The organism is Ignavibacteria bacterium (assembly GCA_017302895.1).
Classification (GTDB): Bacteria; Bacteroidota; Ignavibacteria; order Ignavibacteriales; family Ignavibacteriaceae; genus UTCHB3.
Window position 1 is genome coordinate 1,863,173 of record JAFLBV010000001.1, and the last position, 24,462, is coordinate 1,887,634.

The 24,462-nt window shown below is 42.2% G+C and carries 16 protein-coding genes; 8 read left to right on the top strand and 8 right to left on the bottom strand.

The window, feature by feature from the left end:
- Positions 1 to 8: 8 nt before the first annotated feature.
- A complete protein-coding gene (locus J0L60_07555) occupies positions 9 to 2,825 on the bottom strand; it encodes a TonB-dependent receptor (protein ID MBN8545974.1) in 2,817 nt (938 codons plus the stop codon).
- Between the two features lie 183 nt (positions 2,826 to 3,008).
- Here J0L60_07555 and J0L60_07560 point away from each other — a divergent pair, with 183 nt between their 5' ends.
- Positions 3,009 to 3,362: a nuclear transport factor 2 family protein gene (locus J0L60_07560; protein MBN8545975.1), complete on the top strand. Its 354-nt coding sequence runs from the start codon at positions 3,009 to 3,011 to the stop codon at positions 3,360 to 3,362.
- Between the two features lie 108 nt (positions 3,363 to 3,470).
- Here J0L60_07560 and J0L60_07565 read toward each other — a convergent pair whose 3' ends face one another.
- From J0L60_07565 to J0L60_07575, 3 genes are read right to left on the bottom strand one after another with little or no spacing between them, the layout of a single operon-like run.
- Complete coding sequence (locus J0L60_07565; protein MBN8545976.1) at positions 3,471 to 3,941, bottom strand: energy transducer TonB; 471 nt, start codon at positions 3,939 to 3,941, stop codon at positions 3,471 to 3,473.
- A 48-nt stretch (positions 3,942 to 3,989) separates the two neighbouring features.
- On the bottom strand, positions 3,990 to 4,442 hold the full coding sequence (locus J0L60_07570; GenBank protein ID MBN8545977.1) for a hypothetical protein: 453 nt from the start codon (positions 4,440 to 4,442) through the stop codon (positions 3,990 to 3,992).
- Positions 4,443 to 4,452: 10 nt separating this feature from the next.
- Complete coding sequence (locus J0L60_07575) at positions 4,453 to 4,965, bottom strand: RNA polymerase sigma factor (protein MBN8545978.1); 513 nt, start codon at positions 4,963 to 4,965, stop codon at positions 4,453 to 4,455.
- Between the two features lie 131 nt (positions 4,966 to 5,096).
- Here J0L60_07575 and J0L60_07580 point away from each other — a divergent pair, with 131 nt between their 5' ends.
- The 3 genes from J0L60_07580 to J0L60_07590 all read left to right on the top strand — a co-directional run bounded on the left by J0L60_07580 (position 5,097) and on the right by J0L60_07590 (position 7,978).
- Positions 5,097 to 5,687, top strand: a complete 591-nt coding sequence (locus J0L60_07580) for a hypothetical protein (protein MBN8545979.1) — start codon at positions 5,097 to 5,099, stop codon at positions 5,685 to 5,687.
- 15 nt (positions 5,688 to 5,702) lie between these two features.
- Positions 5,703 to 7,421, top strand: a complete 1,719-nt coding sequence (locus J0L60_07585; GenBank protein ID MBN8545980.1) for an AraC family transcriptional regulator — start codon at positions 5,703 to 5,705, stop codon at positions 7,419 to 7,421.
- 335 nt (positions 7,422 to 7,756) lie between these two features.
- Entirely contained in the window at positions 7,757 to 7,978 is a 222-nt protein-coding gene (locus J0L60_07590; GenBank protein MBN8545981.1) for a hypothetical protein, read from the top strand.
- 96 nt (positions 7,979 to 8,074) lie between these two features.
- Here J0L60_07590 and J0L60_07595 read toward each other — a convergent pair whose 3' ends face one another.
- Both J0L60_07595 and J0L60_07600 read right to left on the bottom strand, forming a co-directional pair.
- A complete protein-coding gene (locus J0L60_07595) occupies positions 8,075 to 10,570 on the bottom strand; it encodes a T9SS type A sorting domain-containing protein (GenBank protein MBN8545982.1) in 2,496 nt (831 codons plus the stop codon).
- A 172-nt stretch (positions 10,571 to 10,742) separates the two neighbouring features.
- Positions 10,743 to 11,708: an SPOR domain-containing protein gene (locus tag J0L60_07600; protein ID MBN8545983.1), complete on the bottom strand. Its 966-nt coding sequence runs from the start codon at positions 11,706 to 11,708 to the stop codon at positions 10,743 to 10,745.
- Positions 11,709 to 11,853: 145 nt separating this feature from the next.
- Here J0L60_07600 and J0L60_07605 point away from each other — a divergent pair, with 145 nt between their 5' ends.
- Together J0L60_07605 and J0L60_07610 are read left to right on the top strand one after the other, a co-directional pair.
- Positions 11,854 to 15,483, top strand: coding sequence for a PAS domain S-box protein (locus J0L60_07605; protein MBN8545984.1), 3,630 nt, complete (start codon positions 11,854 to 11,856; stop codon positions 15,481 to 15,483).
- A 34-nt stretch (positions 15,484 to 15,517) separates the two neighbouring features.
- Positions 15,518 to 16,705, top strand: coding sequence for a SpoIIE family protein phosphatase (locus tag J0L60_07610; protein ID MBN8545985.1), 1,188 nt, complete (start codon positions 15,518 to 15,520; stop codon positions 16,703 to 16,705).
- A 36-nt stretch (positions 16,706 to 16,741) separates the two neighbouring features.
- Here J0L60_07610 and metH read toward each other — a convergent pair whose 3' ends face one another.
- Positions 16,742 to 20,443: a methionine synthase gene (gene metH, locus J0L60_07615; protein ID MBN8545986.1), complete on the bottom strand. Its 3,702-nt coding sequence runs from the start codon at positions 20,441 to 20,443 to the stop codon at positions 16,742 to 16,744.
- Between the two features lie 116 nt (positions 20,444 to 20,559).
- Here metH and rfaD point away from each other — a divergent pair, with 116 nt between their 5' ends.
- Positions 20,560 to 21,534: an ADP-glyceromanno-heptose 6-epimerase gene (gene rfaD / locus J0L60_07620; protein MBN8545987.1), complete on the top strand. Its 975-nt coding sequence runs from the start codon at positions 20,560 to 20,562 to the stop codon at positions 21,532 to 21,534.
- A gap of 84 nt (positions 21,535 to 21,618) precedes the next feature.
- Here the strand turns inward: rfaD and J0L60_07625 are convergent, their stop codons facing one another.
- The gene (locus J0L60_07625) at positions 21,619 to 21,999 is read right to left on the bottom strand and encodes a hypothetical protein (GenBank protein MBN8545988.1); all 381 of its coding nucleotides are present in this window, start codon (positions 21,997 to 21,999) and stop codon (positions 21,619 to 21,621) included.
- Between the two features lie 405 nt (positions 22,000 to 22,404).
- Here J0L60_07625 and J0L60_07630 point away from each other — a divergent pair, with 405 nt between their 5' ends.
- Complete coding sequence (locus J0L60_07630) at positions 22,405 to 24,420, top strand: S9 family peptidase (protein MBN8545989.1); 2,016 nt, start codon at positions 22,405 to 22,407, stop codon at positions 24,418 to 24,420.
- The last annotated feature ends 42 nt before the right edge of the window (positions 24,421 to 24,462 follow it).

Below are 24,462 nucleotides of genomic sequence, written 5' to 3' on the forward strand. Positions count from 1 at the left end.
CGGTTAAATCAAAAAGCTCTCAGATTATATGTAAAAGTCAGCATGAAATACTGCTTCAGAACCTGAGTCGTTTTGTTCTCGATATAAATATCAGTTGCTGTTCTGATGAAACTTTTATTTTCATTCAACAGATCAAACACATCCAGTCTTAACTCTGCACGATCACCCTCCAAAAATTTGACACCAATTCCGGCATTCCAGAGTGAATAGGTAATATCTCCGCCATTCGAGATACCGGAAGTCTTGTAAAGGGAGTAATCAGTTCTTATGAAAAACAGATCGAAAACATTGAAGAAAAGGTTTGCGGTACCCGAATGTACCCAGTACTCATCATTTGTGTTTGGCAGCAATTCATTTCTTGCGATATAATATGAAGGTGACCAGGTGAACTTGAAATCGATGTCTTCACTGATGTTGCTCGCAATGGTTATACCCTGGTTGAAAGAATAGAGTTTTGATTCCGTTGTCAGAGACTGATATTCTGAAGGGAGCGTCTGATATCCGATTCCCACATTCAACGAAATATTGCTTTTGATGAATGGAACGGGAAGACCACCACTCAACATAAATCTGCCAATATTGCTCTGTTCAAAATTCCGGGAGAAGGAAAACTGTGAACCTCTTTTTACGAGAACATTTCTGCCAATAAGAGTGTCTTTCTGTGCTGTGAAGGAGGAACTTCCAACATAATCCTTTGTGATCTGCCAAAATGCCATTGTGAAAAAGTTGGCACCGCTTGTTTTATCAGTAGTAAGATATTGGGCAGACATTCTGTGAGAAAATTCAGCTTTCAGGTCGGGATTTCCGGCTTTGATAAAGAGGGGATTGGAAACATCATAAAAATTTTGAAGCTGTGTGATCGAGGGTGCGTTCACATTCGTGTTGTAGAATACTCTAAAATTCTGTGCCTCCGAAATTTTATAGTTGAACCTCAAGGAGGGGAGGAAATTGTAGAAGTCTTTTTCGGTTTTGATGTTATTCGGGAACGACTGATCTCCCGTCAACTGGGCAATCTGATAATTTAATCCCACATTCAGAGAAATTGCTTCATCTCTTAGACGATAGGCAATACCGCCTCTGTAAGTCATGTAGTCGTTATCATATTTGTTTGTGGAGATGGAGTCGAGCAAGTCATACCGGTTTAAGGCATTGTTGTAGTTGAAAGTGTTTTTGTCGCTGAAATTATTTGTCATACCCGCACTGATGCTTGCCTGCAACTGTCCGTTTTTTCCTGCCGGTTCGGTGTAAACCACATTGCCGGAATAATTGTAGCCTTTTACCAGGTCATTGCCTTTTTGATTTATGGTATCAAAAGTGACTATGTTGTTCCCAGTGGTAAATCTGTTATCGGAAAACTGGTTTCTGTCGAGTGTTCTTCGATTTATGCCGGTATTAATGGTGAAGGAAAGACTTCTTCCAGGAGTTGCGAAACGGAGTCTGTAGATCAACTCATTATTAAATGTATAGCCCGATCCGTCACTTCCTGATTTACTGTCAGTCGAGTTTGATCTTCCCTGATTCCCGAATGTACTTATACCGTAGTAAAGGCTTGCCGATTCATTGGTTTGGAAACTGAATCTCGGAGTGAGGACGATTGTGTTCATCGTGTCAAGATTATACTCCAGTCTGAAATTCAGTCTGTGATTATAGTTTTTTGAATTGGAGGAAGAGATCTCATCATACAACTGATTTCCGGGGGTAGATGTAAAATACTGTCTGCCGATGGTCTGGTTGTTGCTGTTGTCGGAGAAATTAAAAAAGTAGCTTCCGGTCAGCACAGCGGTTCTGCCCCAGTTTTCCTGATAGTTAACCCCTGTCGACCAGGTTTTTGTGTTACCCTCCAGGGCTCCGATGAGGAAATTATTTGCTGCATTGCCACCACCCCTGTTTCCGCCGCCGTGTCCGCCACCCCTTCCTTGGAAACCTTCACGGTGTCCACCGCTGCCGCCACCCTGGTTTAAACCAAGAAGGTCCTGCTGAGAGAAATTTTGCTGGTTTACATTATTAGCGAGTCCGAGGAGACTTATTCTTCTTCCTTCGGTGAAGAAATTTACAGTACCGCCACTCTGGAATTTTTCTGTAGAACCATATCCACCGTATAATTTCCCAAACTGCCCGTTTCTCCGGTCTCTTTTGGTTACGATGTTAATGGTTTTCGAAGTTTGCCCGTCGTCAAATCCCGTAAATCTCGCCTGATCACTGAGTTTGTCGAATATTTCGACTTTTTCAATCAGATCTGCCGGCAGATTTTTTAATGTCACATTTGGATCGTCACCAAAAAACGGCTGCCCGTCAATTAGCACCTGCTTCACTTCTTCACCCTGTGCTTTAAGTGTCCCTTCTTCTTTCTGCACACCCGGAAGTTTTGTAACAAGGTCTTCAGCAGTTGCATCGGGGTTGGTTTTGTATCCCTTGGCGGCAAAACTTAAAGTATCCTCACTTTGAGATGAGGGGATGGCGACACCGGTTATGTCCACTTCCTTCATCTCGATGCTTGTTCTTTTGAGCTTTAGTTTGCCCAGATCTGTCGTGGATTCGTTTCTTCTGACTCTCACACTGTCAGCAAAATCGAAATAACCCATGAAGGATATTCTGATGAGATATCTTCCGGGATTCGCCAACTTGAACTCAAACTCACCATTTGAACCTGAGAGCATATTCAATTGCTGCTGATCAGCTCTCGCAGGAATCAGGGAAATGCTGGCTCCCGGGAGAGACGAACCATCTAAAGAATCAACCACGATACCTTTAACGGAAAACGACTGCCCGAAAACGGGAGAAATCAGAGCGATTAGAATAAGAGACATGAGAGAGAGGTTCTTCATTGGGTTTCCATAACTGCTTTAATATAAGAATACTTCTATTTGACAAATATAAGGTAAGTTTGGTTTAAAATTCTTATCAAATTATGTAACCATTCAACACTCATCGTTATGAATAATACTGGAAAAGAATTAAATTGAGGTTCTAACAACAACATTTTTCATCATCAATCGGAGAGTCAAAATATGACAGTACAGGAAATTGCCAACCGCCTCGTGGAACTTTGTAAAGCAGGAGATTACGCCACATGCTACAAAGAACTTTATTCACCCGACTGCGTGAGCATCGAAGGGGAAGGTTCCCCAAACAGGGAAGTGAAAGGAATCGACGCAATACTTCAAAAAGGGAAAGAGTGGAATGAGATGATTGCTGAATTTCACAGTGCATATGTAGGAGACCCTATCGTTGCAGGCAGTCATTTCAGTTTAACGATGGGAGTCGATTGCACTATGAAGGACGGTAACCGCATGAACATGGAAGAAATTTGTGTTTATCAGGTAAAGGATGGCAAAATAGTTCTGGAACAGTTCTTCTTTTAATTTTGCCCGGCATAAGTATGCCATTCATGAAGAAACACCGCAAGGCTGCCGGATTCTACCGGAATAATCTTGCGGTGTTTTTGTTTTATACAGCCGTCTTTTTTTAGACTATTGCAGTTTGAACATTACGGGAAGTGCCACTCTTACCTTAACTTTTTTACCTTTGTGCACTCCGGGAATCCATTTAGTTGAGGTAAGGGCTTTTAGTGCAGCCTCATCACAGCCGTAGCCGATCCCTTTTTCAACTTTGGAGCTGACAACAATACCTTTTTCATCAATAACTCCCGAGACCACGACCATTCCCTGAATCTGCTTATTCTTTGCATCTTCGGGATAAACGACAAGTTTCATGATCCCTTCCATACCGCCGATTGGTTCGGGCATTTTATCGACTTCCAGATAAATCGAGTCTGATGGAACTTCGATATCCAGCTTTGCAGGGGCTTTTTTGTCTGCAGTCATTTCAACATCAAGCTTGTTCGGGGCTTTTTTGTCAAACGATGCAATCGATTTAGCTTCTCCACTTTGGGCTAAAGCTGCACCAATAAGTATGAACATTGCTAACAATAGTGATTTCATTTTTTTCTCCATTAAGTTAAAAATTGTTTTTTGATAAATAAAGTCCGGTTATTGTTCAGAAGTATTGTTTAACCCCGGTTTCACAACTATGGTGGGGTAGGCGTTAAACATCATTTTAATAGTCTGATCCTGTTCTTTTACTTTCAGGGTAATATTCTCGAGATTTGTACGGTAACTGCGAATCTCCATGTAGAAAAAGAGAGCAACAATTGCAAATACTATCGAGAAGGCATATCCCATATATGGCTGAAAACTGCTTTTGAACGAAACCGGGGTGCTTTTTATTTCCGGTTGTGTTGATCTCAAAATTCTTTCGTCGAGCTCATCCGGAAAATCTTCCTCTATCTGTCCAAGTCCGTTTTTTAATTTGCTGAGTTGCTGAAAATAGTCCCGTGCTTTTTCATCAACCGAGAGGAGAGCAAAGAGATTCGCTTCATCTTTTCGATCCAGCTCACCGTCGTACCAGGAATTAATTTTTTCATAAATATCGTTATTGCTCATAGTTATCTCACTAATTAAGATCAGGTTGAATTTTTTTTATCAGTTTTTGTCTCGCAGAATACAATCTGCTTTTTACGAGAGTAGTATCAATTTCGCAGATCGAAGCAATTTCCTCATAAGAGAGATCGCTGTACTCTTTTAACAGAAATACTTCCTTTTGGTCATCGGGGAGTAGATTTATCTGCGTCATCAAAGCTTCCCTCAGTTCATTTTTTATGAATTCAGTCTCTGCATTTCCACCCGATTTCAGATTTAATTCAGAAACATCGTCAGAAACATGTTTCTCTGAAAATCTCTTTTTTGTCCTGAAATGGGTGTATATCTCATTTCTTGCAGATTTGTAAAGCCAAAAAACAACACTCGAACTGTTCCTGATGTTTCCCATGTTTCGAAAGAAACGGAGAAAAACAGTTTGAACAATATCCTCCGATGTCATCCGGTCGCCGGTCATGCGGAGAACAAAATTGAAAAGTTTCTTTTTATATCTGTTATAACAGATTGTGAAGTCGAGTGTGCTGTCCATAAAAAATAAATTTCTTTACTATGAAGATGCTGAAAAACCGTAAAAGTTGGTACAATTATTAAAAAAAATGTCAAATTCCATATAATTTGTAATATTTTTCGAATGTTTTTTATTTTTAATCCGGCAAAAAAATGAAAAAATTAACATTGGTTCTTGCGTCATGCCTTCTCCTCTTCGCTTCAACGGCCTTTCCCCAGGAAAACACGAAGCAGCATTTTATCTACACAGGAATCGGAACTCTTAGCGCACCTGAAATTGTGAGCAAGTTCGTTGATGTGTGGCTTGTTGCACTAACAGCCGGATACTCGGGAAGCGATACCCGTTCCGCAGTGCCGGCTGTTTCACTCGGCTATCAATTCTATCAAAACGACCGGTATTCCTTTGGGGGCTCAATTACATACGAAAAGCTGGTTAAAGATGTTGCCTACGGTGCGCGAAATGCCGGAAAGATAGAAGCTGTCATTGCTTCACCGATGCTTGAAATTCGATATGAGTACGCGAGCTCTGAATCGTTTGGTGCTTATCTTGGTTTGGGAGTTGGAGCCGCTTTTATCAGTTCAGAGAGCAATTACGACGGAAAGAACGAGTCAGTTAGCAAAACCATTCTGGCTGCGCAGTTCGAGCCGGTCGGATTGCGGTTTGGCAAAAAGTTTATGGTGCATGCCGGGCTCGGTTTTGGAATGAAAGGTCTTCTTACCTGCAGCATCGGCTACAAATTTTAGAATTTAACAGACTGTATGAAATTGAAATACATCATCTTCCTCCTGGTTTTGATTACACCCCTGTATTCGCAGACAGTATCTGATGCCGACAGTCTGTTGCGGTTGGTCAAGGAAACTTCTGACGATAAGTTATTGGATAAATATGAAGAGCAGCTCATAGGTCTGCTATATTCTTCCGAGTTCACAGCAGCCGAGAGTTTGAGTAAAAAACTTGTGGCTGAAGCCCAAAAAACCGGAAATACCCGGTTTGAAGCAAAGGCACTTGTCCATTCCTACAGATTCAACAGTTTTGATGTGAAAATAAAAATGTTGAACCGGGCAGAGATGCTTGCAAGGTCGATCGATGACAACCCCCTCCTGGCACATGTTTACATGTTTAAGGCGATCTCCTTTCGGGACAACTCGATGGCAGATTCAGCAATGGCTTATGCACTTGCGGCAAAAGATATCTATGAAAATGAGGGTAAAACGAGTGATCTGATGGCAAATCTCCAGTTAATTGCTGACATGCACTACTATTCGGGAGAGCTTGAGGAAGCTGAGAAACTTTACAATCAGATAATGGAGGAGACTCCCGATATAAAAGGGAGTTTTAACTACAGAATAATTCAGAACAATCTTGGTTTGGTGAAGATGAGGCAGGGGAAATACAGGGAAGCACTTCAATATTTTGAAAATTCCATCAATCAGCTTAAAAATATAAAAGCCGTTTATTCAGATTCTGCAGGACTTGCTTACATCTACCGGAAAATGACTGAAACATCAATCCTGATGGGTGATTTTGCTTCGGCTGAGAAGTTTTTCGAGACAGGTACTGCCTTCGCGGAACGGTTTAAGCAGGAAAGTGACCTTACTGGATATTATATCAGCAAGGCACTGATTCTGAATCATCGAAATAACTACGACTCATCTTTGGTTTACCTGAAAAAAGCCGAAGAACTCGAAAGAAAATACCCCGACCTGAAGTTTAAAATCGACCTCTATAGAGCGTTTTATGAAACTTACTCGGCTCAAGGGAATTTTAAGGAAGCAAATTCATACCTGTTACTTTACAGTAAAACAAACAAAACTGCCGACTCCCTCTACAACCGCGCCAAACTAATGCACCTTTACGCGCAGCACAACTACAATTCTGCAATTAAACAGATTGAGGGATTCAGACGGGAAAAGATGCTCTATCTGTCGCTGATCGCTGTGATGCTGGCTTCCATTTTTGTCGTCCTGTTCTATTTCAGAAGATTGCGTGAGTCAAACAAACGGCTCGTGGAAAAGAATCTTCAACTCGCATTTGCAGATGTGCCGGAATTGCTGCTTCGTGAACATACAATTTTAGAAAATGAACCAACTGATTTTGGACTTGAGCCTGACAAAAGAACCAAAGATGTCGATGAGTCGACTATTGATAAGATTGTTGCTGATCTTGACATGCTGATAACCGGTGAAAAGGTGTATCTAAATCCTGACCTTACAGTCTCTGATCTGGCAGAAAAATTAAATACCAACAGAACCTACCTCTCCAAAGCAATCCAGAAAAGGTTTAACAAAAACTACCTCGATTTCATCAACAGTTACAGGATTGCAGAAGCCATCAAAATACTTGCCTCCGATTCGGGTAGAAATCTAAGCATCGACGGAATCGCCGGCATGAGCGGATTCAACAACCGGGTAACCTTCTCAAAAGTCTTCAAAGACGCCACCGGAATGTCACCATCGGCATTTCTGAAAAACATGTAAATAGAATAGAGGCTGCCCCTTTCGAGACAGCCTCTTTATTTTGAGCCTTACAGATTTGAATTTTGTACCAGCCCTTGGGCGGCATATGAGAAAATCCGGTGACCAACCTTGAAAGAGCCCTTGTGGCGACATGTGGGTAGAAAATCCGGTGACCAACCTTAAAGAGCCCTTGTGGCGACATATGGGTAGAAAATCCGGTAACCAACCTTGAAAGAGCCCTTGTGGCGACATATGGGTAAAAATCCACTTCCGATCCGAAAAACCATGGGATAACGAAAGATTATTAAAATTTTAAAGTGTTGTGATTCTATCCATATGTCGCCCTGAGGGCTTACTTGGGGTTGGTTGCTATATTCTATCCATATGTCGCCCTGAGGGCTTACTTGGGGTTGGTTGCTATATTCTATCCATATGTCGCCCTGAGGGCTTACTTGGGGTTGGTTGCTATATTCTATCCATATTTCACCCTGAGGGCTTACTTGGGGTTGGTTGCTATATTCTATCCATATGTCGCCCTGAGGGCTGGAATAAAATCATTTTTGAGGGCAGGTAAATAAAAAAGCCCCGCCATTTCTGACGGGGCTCAAATATTTCAGCATCCAGGATTAAACTACCAGCTAATAGCTCATAGTTCATACCTTATAGCTAAACACTTATTTCATCAACATCATCTTCTTGACAGATGAATATTTTCCTGCTTCAATTTTGTAGATGTACATTCCTGAAGCGAAATTAGTTGCATCGAAATTGATGGTATATGAACCGGCTTCCTGTTTCTGGTTGACCAGTGTCATAACTTCTGTACCTGTAACATCAAATATCTTAAGAGTAACACCTGAAGTTTCAGGGATTCTGTAGGATATTGTTGTTGTCGGGTTGAAAGGATTCGGGAAGTTCTGTGACAGTTCAAATGTCATCGGTGTACCAACTTCAACTTCTACTGCATATGAATAACTGAAAGAACCGTCAAAATCGATCTGTTTCAGGCGATACTGATATTTACCGGTTTTCACACCTTTATCAGTATAAGCATATTCAGAGATTTTAGTGGTTGTTCCGTTACCTTTTACAAAAGCAACTTTTGACCATGAGCCTTCACCCGATTTTCTCTCGATTTCGAAACCGTTGTTGTTCAGTTCAGAAGCTGTTGTCCACATCAGGTTTACATCAGTGCCCGCGACGGTTGCAGAGAGGGAAGCGAGTTCAACAGGAACTATGCTCAAAGTGTTTTTGAACATAAAGCCGTTGGCTCCAACCGCAAACCATGCGTAGGTGTTGTTGTTGCTCATTGAGAAGTGCGAACCTTGTAGAGTGGCACCGGAGGTGTTTTTTACGCTCCATGTGAGACCTGCATCGGTTGTAAGAAGAAATGTACCGGTTGCACCAAAAACAGAGAAGGTGTTCGGTGAATAAACTTCAAGTGAATTAAAAGAGTAAGAAGTCCCGGTTGGATTGGGGATAAGATCCCATACAGTAGAACCGTTAACTTTCTTATAGATTCTTCCACTGCTTCCGACTGCATAGCTGAGGGTAGTATCGATGACCTTCACATCATACAAAAATCCGCCATGATTATCCGAAGTTGAATCTCTCACCCAGGTTGCCCCGCCATCCCTGGTAGTATAAGGTCTTGGCTCCCAGGTTACGAGGACTCCGTAGTTTTCGTTCAGCATGTTAGCTCCGTAAACCTGACCGGCACTTGCAGCAGCTATGCCATGTGACTGTGCAGTCCATGTAGCTCCACCATCAGTGGTCTTAAAGATGAAATTTGTCAGTGTGCTTGGCGCACCCGCAAACACCCAACCGACAGTCGGGCTGACGAAGTCAATTTTTCTTAATGTTGTACCAGCAGGTATTCCCGTGGTTGCAACAGAATCCCATGAGACACCGCCATTTGTTGTTTTGTAGATGGCGCTGTTGGTTCCGGAGATAAATCCGTTGTTATTATCGAGCATGTCAATGCTCCAGAATGTAGCAGTGGAGTACGCAGGCATTGGAACCAGAGTCCATGTACCCCCGCCATTTGTCGATCTTGCAACCTGATCCTGAACGCCGCCAACAGTAGGAGCACCAACGGCAATAACATTTCCATCAGGAGCTGATGACCAGACATCATACCATGTACCGGGTTTAATGAGTCTGGTGTGATTTGTTGGAGTAGCAGTTGCACCAAATCTCGACTGAATGAGACCGAAACCACCCACAGTAATTACAGAGTCACCGGTAGGTGAGAAAACTGAAGAGTAGAAGGTGGAGGTCCATGGTTGACCGGGATTTAATAATGCAAGAGTATCCCATGAAACACCAAGGTTGGTCGATTTGTAAAGATTGAAGCTGGGACCTGTAAGATAGAATGTATTATTGAGATAATCAATGTCCCAGTAAACATTCGCGGCAGCAAGACCGGTATTTGCGGCTGCCCAAGTGGTTCCACCATCAGTCGAAACTCTGACATTTCCGGCGGTACCGGCAGCCATAAAGGTTGTACCGTCACCTTCAATTTTCTGAACTGTATATGAGACACCGGTATAAACTGCGGTCCAGGTTGCACCACCGTCAGTGGATTTTCTCAGGTTGCCGGCTGTAGTAGCGATAAAAACTGTGGTTCCGTCATTGGTCCAGACATCATTAAAGGTGGTTGTAACACCTGATGCAACTGAATCCCATGATGCACCACCGTTGGTTGTTTTAGCAATTCTTCCTGTTGAACCGACCGCATAACCAATCAGGTTATTGACATCAAAATCCACGGCAAAGAAACTGATGGTTGTGGTTAAAATGCCGGATGGAACCGGGGTCCACGAATTACCACCGTCAGTGGTTTTTAGAATACCGGCAGTGCTTCCGACAACGATACCGTTGTTAAGATCGGTAAAATTCAGATCGTAAGCGTTTGACGACTGACCTGATGTTCCAAATGGCAAGCCTGCCAGATGGTTGAATGTCCAGGTAGCACCGGCATCAGTGGTTTTCATGAAAGTACCGGCGAGACCGACAGCATACCATGTTGAAGCACTGAAAGCTTGAATAGCTCTTAGCTGGTTGCCCTGTGGTGAGGGGTGAAGCCACTTCCAGTCGGTGCCCGTTTGTGAGTAAACGAGATTTGACAAGGAAACAGCCAAAACAAAAAGAAGTAATAATTTCCGCATGGAAACCTCTTTATAGTTGGTAAGTGAATGGATTGATTGAAATAATTCAGGTATAGATTAATTTAGCCGCTTTTGAGGCGGATTCACGATTTCGATGAGATATTAAAATACTATTATCTAAAGAGCGAAGATAAACAATTGAGTTAATACGAAACAAGTGGAATTTGTAAATTTATTGAACGCAGTCAAAACTGTTATCGATGATGCCGAGATACCAGTTTCCTTCCTTTTTAAAGAAGCCGAGGAGGGACTCGTCAGTTGCCAGAATAATCACTGAAATACGATACTCCATCTTTTCGATGGAGGAGAGGAGAGATTTGTCGAGATAGATTATTTCCGAGGCTCCGGGGAGAATCGAGGAAAGCTTGGAGTAGTTTTTAATCTTCGAAATGAAGGTACCCTTTTTGGTCCAAATGCCGGCATTACAATCGAATTCGGGGAGGTAGTCTTTCACGGGTGTTTTACCCGAAAGTGACAGGAAAAGCCCCTGAATTACAGCCTGAGAGAATGAAACGGAGTGGATAGGAAAAGGTATGCCACCAGGGTCGATGATCTCGATTATTCCGGTTTCGGGATCGATATATTTTTCTATCAAATCAGGTTTGTTTTTTGTCAGAGCCGAGTTGATTTCCGTGTAAATTGAAATCAGTTTGTCGAGATCACCTGCATTATCCGGGGAGGTGTCAATCAGGTAAGGCGGTTTTCCTGTATCACTGTTTGGGACAGGAGTCTGATTTTGAGTGTCAATATCTTTATCTTTATCCACGGGTTTCTCCGGCTCTTCAACCGGTTTACCCGTTTTAAGTTCGGAAAACAGGAGTTCGTATTCAGAAGCAATATTGAAAACCCATGCATCTTTTATTCCTGTTTTCGATTTTATAGCATCACGAAGGGAAATGGCATCGCTCTGATTTGAGAAGTAACCCGAGCAGGTTCTGTAAAGAGATTTCTTGTCATTTGAAAAATCGATCGTAAACGCAACAAAACCGGAAGCGATCACTTTTTCCGTTATTTTGTCCACTGCATCCTTGTTGCCTCCCGATCCTGCAACAACTGAATATGCCTTGGCGAACTGTCCCGGTACGGGGGTTGCGAAAAACAGAAACAGTATACATGTAATAAGCCGGATGGATTTCAATGTGATTTTGGTCGAATTTTCATAAGTTTTTTTGTAAAAATAAAGAAATTATTGATTAGTTCGATAACTTTTTACGCCATTTTACATATTTTAGGGATGGAATTGAAGAATCTTTAAAAATCTTAACCACGACTTCCGGCTTCAAATGGACAAACAATTACAACTCCTCGAAGAAGTAACCGTTTTATTTTCAACCGCCACATCAATTGAAGAATTTGCTTCAGCGTTCGATGTTTTTGTTGAAGCTTATGGCAATATTGAGAAAACAGCTCTCTATCTGATGGACCCATACTCCAACGATCTTCGACTCCTGCACGCAAAAGGATTTTCAGAAGTCGAGCGACTGGAAGCGGAGAGAACAGCCTGGGAAAGACACCCCGGCTGGGTAATAAGAAACAGAAAAAATCTTGTTTCGGGTGAAGGGGATTCCGAAAGTGACAACATTTCAGTTTCGAGCAAAAGATCATTTAAAGTCAATTCCAGAATATATTTTCCGCTTCTTCATGATGATGAATGTTACGGCTGTGTTGGTTATGTAAGTGAGTTACCGGATTTCTACAACGAAGAATTCAAATCACTTTCATCATTTCTTACCAGAATCATGTCTCTGAACTGTCATCGGATCATTCAGATTGTGAAAGAAAAAGAAGCTACCCGAAAGATCAGAGAATACTCCTCGACTTTGGAAGCACTTCTGATGAATTTGAACGCAGGGGTTCTGGTAGAAAATGAAGAGAGGAAAATTATTGCAATAAACAAGATGTTCTGCGATCTTTTTTCGATACCGGTAAATCCGGAAATGCTCATCGGTGCAGATTGCAGCAATTCAGCACAAGAGTCAAAAACACTGTTTGATGATCCCGAAGGGTTCGTAAAGAGAATAGAAAAATTGCTCGCTGAGAGAGTGCTTGTCAAGAATGAAGAGTTGCTTTTAAAAGACGGCAGATCCTTCGAGAGAGATTATATCCCAATATTTGTTCTGTCTGAGTATAAGGGACATCTCTGGTCATACAGGGATATCACAGCCCGTAAGGAATCAGACAGACAGTTGCGAGAAAATGAATTCAAGTACCGTCAGATTATTGAAAATGCCAGCGATATCATTTACAGTGCGACTATAAAAGGAGATTTTACATTTGTAAATCCCAAAGGTGAGAATTTAAGTGAATATTCGCTTCAAGAGCTCTTGAAGATGAATTATCTTCAGCTTGTCCATTCTGAAGATAAACAAAGAGTCAAAGAACACTACATCCAACAAATTATGAGTCAGGTGGAGAATACTTATCTCGAATTCAGGATGACCACCAAAAGCGGGAAAACTCTATGGGTTGGTCAAAATGTCAGGTTAAATATCTCCGAAGGGAAATTGTCAGGTCTCCATGCTGTTGCGAGGGATATTACTGAATCGAAAAGTCTTAATGCCGAGATCGACCGTCTGAAGCAGTTTTATGAGAAAATCCTTAATGACCTTCCGGGTCAGATTGCAGTATTTGACAAAAATCTTCGCTACATTTTCATAAATCCCGAAAGTCTTAAGAACGAGGAATTAAGAAAATATATTATCGGAAAGACCGATTCGGAATATTTTGCATACCGGGGTTATGATCCTGCTTCAGCTACAAAAAGGGAGGATACACTTCGGGAAGTAATGAAAACAAAGAAGACTCTCCATTTTGAGGAGGAGGTCGGGAACAAAGATAATAAAAAGAAAATCCTCAGGGTGATTAATCCGATATTGAACAGCGAGGGTGAGGTCGATTATCTGATAGGGTACGGGCTTGACATTACAGACCTTCGAGCTGCTAACGAGTCGCTGGAGAGATCGAGAAGATTATTCCAGACCGTGCTTGAAACTGTTGCGGACGGGATTATCCTGCTCGACAGTCACAGCAGGATAATGCTCATCAATGAAGAGGTCAGAAGAATTTGGGGATACTCAAAAGAAGCTCTTATCAGGGAAGATTTCCAGATGCTCTTCAAGGAGGGGATGTTTGATCTTGCAATATGGACAGGTGATGTCGATTCGATGTACAGGGAAATAATGGGACAGAGCATTGAACTGACTGGAGTAAGGCGCGATGGCTCCACCTTCCCCGTGGAAATTCATGTTTCAAGAATGGAATTCAATCAGGAAGTCTACTATACCGTTGCCCTGAGCGATATTACTGAAAGACGAAGAAGACTTAAGGAACTTGAAGCAGCCAGAAACATGGCTATTGAATCAACTAAAGCAAAAGAACAGTTTTTGGCTCACATCAGTCATGAAATCAGAACTCCAATGAATGCAGTTCTCGGTTTTACTCACCTTCTTCTTGAACTGAATCCTTCGGAAGAACAGGTACAGTTCCTGAAAGCAATTAAATATTCCACTGACAATCTGCTCGTCATAATAAATGATATTCTCGATTTTTCGAAGATCGAAGCCAACAAGCTTGAATTTTTCATTGACGACTTCTCGATCCTGGAATCGGTTAATCATGTCATTGAATCTGTCAGATATTCTGCTGATGAAAAAGGGATAAGGGTTTCCGCTTCGGTTGAAGATGATGTTCCATTCTGGGTGAAAGGTGATCAGGTAAGATTCGGGCAGATCCTGCTGAATCTCGTCTCAAATTCTGTAAAATTCACAGAAAAAGGTGAAGTTACCGTGAGTGTCAAAGTCCTCGCCAAGGACGAGGAAGAAATCAGGCTTAAAATCAGGGTGACTGATACAGGAATTGGAATTCCTAAACAATATCTGAACAAAATTTTCGACTCGTTTGAGCAGGTAAAAAACAGGGACAGAAGAGCAAAAATGGGGACAGGTCTCGGTCTTGCGATCGTAAAATCCCTGGTTGAAAAACAGGGAGGCGAAATTTATGTGACGAGTACCGAGGGGGTTGGTTCTGAATTTACAGTTAAAATGCCGTTTAGAATCTCAAAAAGAGATGATCTCATCCTTGGAAGTGATCTGATTGAGGAAACAACCCATTCCCGAAAAGATTTAACCGGATTAAAAGTGCTGGTGGTAGAGGATAATGAGATGAACCAGCTCGTGGCCACCAATATCCTCAAACTGTGGGGTTGTACTTATAAAGTGGCACCAAACGGCAAACAGGCAATAGAACTTTTTAAAAATGAAGATTTTGATATCATCCTGATGGATCTCTCGATGCCTGTAATGAACGGATTTGAAACCTCCGAAGCAATCAGACTCGATTTCCCGTTCCCGAAAAAAGACATCCCTATTCTTGCATTTACTGCATCGGCAATGATTGAGTCGAAAGACAGGGTCTTTTCGAGCGGCATGAATGATTATATAAGCAAACCCGTAAAACCGGTTGAACTTCAGAAAAAGATTTTTACACTCACGGGAAGAGACCGGATCCCGGCGGAAAAAATTAACACAGAAGATGAAAGAACTGAGGTCATTATGCCTGTGGATTCCAAATTCAAATATATCCGTCTCGACTATCTGAACGAACTTACAGGTGGTGACGATGATATTATCGGTGAGATGATGAATTTATTCACTGAAAACACACCTGAAATACTCTCAAAACTTAGATCACTCTATGAAGTGAAAGACTGGGAAGAAATAAAAAAAGTTGCTCACAAGTTCAAACCGACACTCTCTTATATGGGTATCAAGGAGCTTGAAGGGGTTGTGCCACAGATAGAAAAACTTGCTCTTGAGAGCGATCCCGAAAGGAAAATTCCGGGACTTCTCGACACGCTTGAATTCTACTCAAACGAAGCCCTGAAAGAAATCAAAGAAAACCGGGCCGGAAAATAACTCACAAAAAATTAAAGAAACAGGAAAAGTAATTATGGATATTTTGGTTGCCGATGATCTTCTTGAAACAAGATTGCTTCTGAAATCGATACTTAAAAAACTTGGTCACAATGTTACCACCACTGAAGACGGAGAGGAGGCGTGGGAGGCACTTCAAAATTCAAACATTGCGATGGTAATAAGTGACTGGGAGATGCCCAATCTAACAGGTATAGAGCTCTGCAAGAAAATCCGGGAAACCGATCTGGGCAGATATATCTATCTTATTCTGCTTACGGCAAAAAATGAAAAAAATGAACTGGTAGAGGGAATGGAAGCCGGTGCCGACGATTTTATTACCAAGCCCTTCAATAATCAGGAACTGAATGTAAGGATAAGAGCGGGCGAGAGAATTATCAGGTTGCAGGAAGACCTTGAAGAGAAAAATTTTAAGTTGCAAAAGTACAATGAGCGGCTGGAAAAGGATCTTAAGGCTGCTGCCGACCTGCAGAAAAGCCTCCTGCCGATGCACCACCTCGAAATCCATGATCTTTCGTTTGATTCAATTTTCCTTCCTTCACTTTTTGTTGCAGGCGATATTTTTAATTATTTTGAGCTCGATGAAGAGAATGTAGGGTTCTACCTCCTCGATGTTTCTGGTCACGGAGTCTCTTCTGCGATGCTTTCATTCACTTTGAGTAAATTCTTAAGTGTGGATCAGGGCGACACAAGAGGATTGTTGAAAACATACTCGACCGAAACCATGAGCTTTACGAACACACCACCGGAAGTAGTGCTTACCGAACTCAACAAACTCTTTGAAATGGGACTCGAGGTAATGCAGTATTTCACAATGGTTTACGGAAAGTATAACAGATCAACGCAGGAGCTTGAGATCAGTCTGGGAGGACATCCTCCTGTGATCATAGTTCACAAAGATAAGACACCCACAGTAATCGAATTGAACAGCATACCGATAGGGATGTTTGACAATTCCGACTACGAAAAGGCGTCTGTAAAATTATCCAAGGGTGATGTGGTCTATATCTATTCTGACGGATTTTCGGAATGTTTTGATATCGGGGACGGAAAAGTAACGGGTATTATGGCTGACTGGCTTGAGGAACACAAACATCTCGGGAAAGAGGATCTCAACGCTACACTTAGTGAGAAAATGAAGAAATATTACGACAACAATCCAGATGCGGATGACATCTCCCTTATGAAAATAACGGTAAACTGATTCGAATACTCGAATCAGTTTACCTGATACAATTAATTAGTCACCTTCGTCATAGTTCAAAACGGGACGCAACCACCTTTCGATCTCGTCGAGGCTCATGCCTTTTCTACGGTGGTAGTCGATCACCTGATCTTTGTTCAGTTTGCCCGTAGTGAAGTATTTCGATTCGGGATGTGAGAAGTAAATTCCGCAGACCGCCGCTGTGGGATACATAGCCAGATTTTCAGTAAGGGTTATACCTGTTCTCTCAGTAACATTCATCAGATCAAATAGAGTGATTTTTTCTGAATGATCAGGGCAGGCAGGGTAACCGGGAGCGGGTCGAATCCCGATATATTTCTCGCTTATAAGGTCTTCATTCGTCAGATTTTCCTCGGCCATATATCCCCAAAGTCTGGTTCTCACCTCTTTGTGGAGATATTCAGCGAAAGCTTCCGCAAGTCTGTCTGCAAGGGCCTTCACCATGATAGCCGAATAATCATCATTTTCAGATTCATACTTCTTCACAAGTTCATCAACTCCAATTCCTGTTGTAACCGCAAAGAGGCCGATGTAATCTTTCTTTCCTGTCTCCTTTGGAGCGATGTAGTCAGCGAGGCAATGGTTTGGCAGTCCGCTTGCCTTTATTGCTTGTTGCCTGATGAAATGAAATTCCGTAAGGACTCCATGTCGTTCATCGTCTGTATATACCTCAACATCATCCTGATGCACGGAATTTGCCGGGTAAATTCCTACTACACCGTTAGCCGTAAGCAACTTCTCACTGATGATTTTGTCAAGGATGACATTTGCGTCAGCAAACAGTTTTTTTGCTTCACTTCCATACTTTGCAGTCTCGAAAATGTCAGGGTATTTGCCCTTCATTTCCCATGCCTGGAAGAAGGGAGTCCAATCGATGTACTCTTTAAGAGTCTCGAGCGGGACATTTTTGTACTCAGTAACACCGGTCTTTTTCGGGACAGGGGGTGTGTACTTCTCCCAGTCCGGTTTGAATCGGTTTCTTCTTGCCTCCTGGATCGTAACGAACTCTTTTGTATCCCGTTTTTTTCTATGTTCTTCTCTTACCTTGTCATATTCACTTCGAATTGAATCAGCGAATTCTCCCGCAGTCTCCGGGTTGATAAGTTTTGCCGCGACGGGTACACTTCTCGAAGCATCGAGGACATGAACAACAGGAGCCGAGTAGTTTTGGGCAATTTTCACCGCAGTATGAACTCTTGAAGTGGTGGCTCCGCCAATCAGGAGCGGGATGTTCATCTTCCTGCGTTCCATCTCTTTGGCGACACTCACCATTTCATCAAGAGACGGGGTGATAAGACCACTTAATCCAATTATATCCACATTCTCTTTGATTGCGGTATCAAGTATTTTTTCGGTTGGCACCATCACACCAAGATCGATGACATCAAAATTGTTGCAACCAAGCACCACTCCAACTATGTTTTTCCCGATATCGTGCACATCGCCTTTGACAGTGGCGAGAAGGATCTTACCGGCGCTCTGGTTGGAACCGGGTGTTTTTTTCTTATCCTCCTCGATGTATGGAATGAGGACAGCAACCGATTTTTTCATTACTCGCGCAGATTTCACAACCTGGGGTAGAAACATTTTACCGGCACCAAAGAGATCACCCACGAGGTTCATACCATCCATCAACGGACCTTCGATCACATTGAGAGGAGCGGGGTATTTAAGCCGGGCTTCTTCGGTATCCTGTTCGATGTAATCAACAATTCCTTTAAGAAGTGCATATTTCAATCTTTCCTCGACAGAAGTTTCACGCCAGCTTTCCGTTTTTACTTCCGCCTTGTCTTTGCTTTTTACATGTTCGGCAAAGTTGATAAGTCTTTCAGTGGCGTCGCTTCTTCTGTTGAGCAGGACATCTTCCACAAGAACGAGGAGTTCCTTGTCAATGTCTTCGTAAACAGCTAGCTGACCGGCATTCACGATTCCCATGTCCATACCTGCTTTTATGGCATGGTACAGGAACGCGGAGTGCATGGCTTCACGCACCACATCATTTCCGCGGAATGAGAAGGAAACATTGGAAACACCCCCGCTAACTTTTGCGTACGGGAGGTTTTCCTTGATCCATCGGGTGGCTTCGAGATAATCAACACTGTAATTGTTGTGCTCTTCCATTCCGGTTGCCACGGTGAGAATGTTGGGATCGAAAATAATATCCTCGGGAGGAAAACCAACTTCTTCTGTTAGTATTTTATAAGCTCTCGAGCAAATTTCAATTCTTCTTGCAAGTGTGTCTGCCTGGCCCTGTTCATCGAATGCCATTACAATTACAGCAGCACCATACTGCAAAACTTTTCGGGCATGTTCTCTGAAAACATCTTCACCCTCTTTCAAACTGATTGAGTTCACAATCGACTTTCCCTGAAGGCAACGGAGACCTGCTTCAAGCACTGTCCACTTTGATGAATCGATCATTACTGGAAGTTTGGCAATATCGGGTTCCGAACCCATCAGATTCAGGAATTTTGTCATTGCGGCTTCGGAATCGAGCATACCTTCATCCATGTTCACATCGAGAACCTGTGCACCCCCCTCAACCTGATGTCTCGCTATCGATAGTGCTTCCTCGTAATTGCCAGCCATGATCAGTTTCGCGAACTTTTTTGAGCCTGCCACATTTGTTCGTTCACCGATATTTACAAAATTTGTTTCGGGACGCACTACTAGAGGTTCGAAACCACTCAATCTCAGGTATCTTGGTGGTGTTGGAGGAACTCTGGGGGGAAGTGATGCGACTGTTTCAGCGATCAATTTAATGTGATCGGGCGTCGTACCACAGCAACCACCGACGATGTTGAACATATTCTCGGAAGCAAATTCTTTCAGAATGTCAGCCATCATGTCGGGTGTTTCGTCATATCCGCCAAACTCGTTCGGAAGTCCAGCATTTGGATAAACGCTCACAAACCAGGGACACTTGTCGGCAATCTCTTTTAAGAAAGGTCTCATTTGCGAGGCACCGAGTGCACAGTTCAGACCGACACTTACAAGATTTTTAGCATGGCTGATTGAGATCAGGAACGCTTCGGCTGTCTGCCCTGAAAGGTTTCTACCGCTTAGGTCAACTATGGTACCCGAGATCATAACGGGAAGTGAAACTTTTTTCTCTGTGAAAACTTCTTCGACTGCATAAATCGCAGCTTTTGAATTCATAGTATCAAATATCGTTTCAATCAGAATTATATCAACTCCGCCATCAATCAGACCTCTTAGCTGGGCAGCGTATGCCTCGGCAACTTCCTGGAAGTTGACTGCACGATAGCCGGGATCATTTACATCGGGGGAGAGTGAGAGTGACTTGTTCATTGGTCCAAGTGCACCGGCTACAAATCTTGGCTTTGTATTTCCCGGGATGTTAAACTCCGCAGTCACTTCTTTTGCAATTTTAGCCGAATGGAAGTTCAGTTTGTAAACCTCGCTCTCGAGTCCGTAATCAGACTGGGCGAACGAAGTGCTGCTGAATGTATTGGTCTCGATAATATCGGCACCTGCTTCAAGATACTTTCTGTGAATCTCTTTTATCACCTCAGGTTTTGTGATCGAGAGGAGATCGTTGTTCCCCTTCAGATCGGAGGGGTGGTTTTTATAATCTTCACCTCTGAAATCTTCCTCAGTCAGCCTGTATCTCTGTATCATCGTGCCCATCGCGCCGTCGAGTATCAGTATTCGTTCTCTTAAAAGGGCTTCTAAAATTGGTTTTGTGTCGTTCATATGAAAATATATTCGTGAGATTGAGTAAAGTATTTGATTTTTTTTGATCAATTCATTAAAATGTGATTACAAATTTAAAATTTATCCCCGCAATTAACAAAGAAATCAGGAATTAGATGTATATAGTTACTGGTGCAGCCGGATTTATAGGCAGCGCAATAGTCTGGCAGTTGAACCGTGAAGGTATAACTGACATCCTCATAGTCGATACTCTCGGCAGCGATGAGAAGTGGAAAAACCTCGTAAACCTGCAATATCGCGACTTTATCGATAAAACAGAGTTCATAAAGAAGATTGAAGACCGTGTGCATATCGGCAATGTAGAGGCGATAATTCACATGGGTGCAAATTCGTCTACCACAGAGAGAAATGCCGACCATCTTGTGGAAAATAACTATCGTTACACAAAAGTGCTTGCAGAATACTGTCTGGTGAAAGATATCAGATTTGTTTACGCCTCTTCAGCAGCCACTTACGGCGACGGTGAACTCGGATTCGAGGACACCGACGACAACTGCCTGAAAATAAAACCTCTCAACATGTACGGCTATTCAAAAAACATGTTTGATCAGTGGGCTTATCTGACCGGAAATTTGAAAAAAATTGCCGGGGTGAAGTACTTTAATGTTTACGGACCGAATGAATCGCACAAAGGTGACATGCGAAGTGTTGTACACAAGGCTTACGGACAGATAAAGGAGTCGGGAAAGGTTACCCTGTTCAAATCACTCCATCCGGCTTATAAAGACGGGGAACAGATGCGCGACTTCGTTTATGTGAAGGATGCCGTGAACATGACACTTCATCTTGTCAGAAATCCTGACAAGAACGGATTGTTCAATTTGGGGCAGGGAAAAGCGAGGACATGGAACGATCTTGTTGGAGCAATTTTTAGTGCGATGGGGTTGGAACCAAACATTGAATATATTGACATGCCGGATTACCTCGCCCCCAAATACCAGTATTTTACAGAAGCCGACATCTCCAAAATCAGGATGTCAGGTTACACAGCACCTCTGCATACCCTTGAAGAGGGAGTGGCTGATTATGTAAAAAACTATCTTCTGCCGGGAAAATTTCTGGGAGAGTAGAGCCTTGGCGGTATTACATGAAAACGGGCTGTTTAAAGCAGCCCGTATTCATAATCTTACAATTCAGTTAAGGGGGGAAACGACTTAAAAGTCGTCATCATCATCATCTATGTTCTTTTTCGGGTTGCTGTCGAAATCGTCATCAAAATCGTCATCATCAAGATCATCATCATCTACATCGTAGTCGTCATCGTCGAAAAGTTCACCGTCATCAAAATCCTCAAGAAACTGTTCAATGTCTTCTTCATCAAAATCATCGTCGAGGTCTTCGTCTTCCTCGGCAAGGTCTTCATCGTCCAGATCCTCGTCATCGAAGTCTTCATCATCGAAATCGTCATCATTCATTTCATCATCCATATTCTTTTTCTTGGGTGATGCAAAAAATTCCTGTGCCAGATGCCAGACCGGCTGCTCAACTTCAGAAAATTCCATTCCTAAACTCTCTGAATCATCAATAATTGGCATAAAAGATACTCCTTCTTATTCCTGTTCACTTTTTTTGAAAAACTATACTATAAATTAAAAAATTTGAATCGTAAATAAATAAGGAAAAATTTTTAAATACACACGGTGCAGACAATTTTTTACAATTTTTTTATAGAATTGCGATCAAATTTTTGGAAAACAAATCCGTTAAATTAGAAAAATGGTTAAAAAAGAATTATTCCGTTCAAAATTCATTTTTATTATCGGTTACTTATAGGATGAAACCAATCGCCGTTTTGTCGGGGATTAAATCGGGTGATGTCAAATACCATCATTTTCCCTTCTGCCAATCCCTTAAAATTTCGTAAATTTTCACTCATTATTACAACTTTTTTATCAAGTTAGCGAGGTGCCGTCTTGAGGTTATTTATTTTCATATTATTCATGAGTACATTACTGATGCCACAGCAGAAAAGGTTAATTACCATCGATGATCTTTGGTCGATGGAAAGAATAAACAAAATAACTGTTTCACCCGATGGAAGCAAAATATTCTATGCTTCGTCAGTTTACAGCATGGAATTAAACAAGGGCAACAGTAATATCAGCACCATAAATTCAGACGGTTCAGGCAGAAAAGGGATTAAAACAAGTGAAAAGAATGAAGGTTCACCTGTTTTTGTACCTGCTTTGAATAAACTCGCCTATTTATTCGACGATCAGATTTATCTGTGCAATACAGACGGAACGGGTGAAGAGGCTCTGACAAGCTACTATTCGGGGGTGAATTCCTTTAAGTTCTCAGATGACGGAAAGTATATTCTCTTTACTTCCTCGGTTTATCCTTCCTGCGGCCTGGGAAACGAGTGCAATGAGACCCGCGACAAAAAAGAGGAAGAGAGTAAAGTAAAAGCTTCAATATTTACCGAACTTTATTATCGTGATTTCAACAGGTGGAGAGGAGACAAGAGAAGTCTTCTTTATCTGTTTGATGTCTCCTCAAAAAAAGCATATGATCTTACACCCGGTGCCAGCTACGATGTACCACCGGTTGCTCTCGGTTCCGAGAATGATTTTAATTTCTCACCTGACGGTAAAGAAGCTGTTTTTACAGCCAACAAAGACAAATTCCTTGCGACAAGCACTAACAATGACATTTGGACAGTCAATCTCACAGAAGTGTTGAAAGGCGGGACACCCAAACATGTTAAAATTTCCAAGAGTGAAGGAAATGACTGTGAGCCTGTTTACTCGCCTGATGGAAGATATATCGCCTTCACCTCAATGGAGAGAAAAGGTTTTGAAGCTGATAAAAAAAGAATCATCATTTTCGACAGAGCAAAGGGGAGTTTGACCGATATCTCTGCCAAATTTGACCTGACCGCTGAAAATCTGATCTGGTCTCCTGATAGCAAAACAATCTATTTCATCGCTCCTTTCGAAGTTTATAATCAGGTTTACAGTGTTGATGTTGCTTCACAAAAGCTGACTACCCTGATAAAAGGGGGTAACATAACTGATCTTAATCTGGCGGCGAACGGCACTAAGTTCTTCTTCAGAAAACAGGCTTCCACGATGCCGCATGAAATCTATTCTGCTAATGTGGATGGAAGCGGGATGATGAGGATTTCGTATGTTAATCAGCAGGTATTGAATCAACTCGATATGAACGATATCGAAACCTTCACCACAAAAGGGGCAGGTGGAACATCTGTTCAATCAATTCTTGTGAAACCTGCGGGCTTTGATCCCCAAAAGAAATATCCTCTCGTCTTCCTCATCCATGGTGGTCCGCAAGGTCACTGGAATGACGATTTCCACTATCGCTGGAACCTTCAGATGTTTGCTGCAGGCGGATATGTAGTGATTGCCCCCAACCCAAGAGGAAGTATCGGTTACGGACAAAAATTCACCGATGAGATTTCGAAAGACTGGGGAGGGAAAGTTTATACCGACCTGATGAATGTTTATGACTATGCAATAAAAAATTTCAAGTACCTCGACAAGAATAATACTTTCGCCGCCGGAGCTTCTTACGGCGGATATATGATCAACTGGATCGCCGGTCATACCGACAGATTTAAGGCACTCGTTTCGCACGCCGGAGTTTTCAATCTCGAAAGCATGTTCGGGACAACCGAGCAGTTATGGTTCCCTGAATGGGAGTTCGGTGGCACACCCTGGGAGAAAAGAAAAGAATATGAAAAGTGGTCACCTCACCGTTACATTCATAATGCAAAGACTCCAATGCTCGTAGTACACGGTGCAAAAGACTTCAGAGTGCCCGAAGAACAGGCTTTTCAGTTATTTACTTCACTTCAACGCTTGGGAATTGAAAGTAAATTTTTATATTACCCCGACGAAACTCATTTTGTTGCAAAACCACAAAACTCAAGACTCTGGTGGCTGACTGTTTACGACTGGTTCGAGAAACATTACACACCGGAAAAGAAAAAATAGAGAGGTTGTCATGGAAGAAACAAAAGACAAAACCTTGGATCA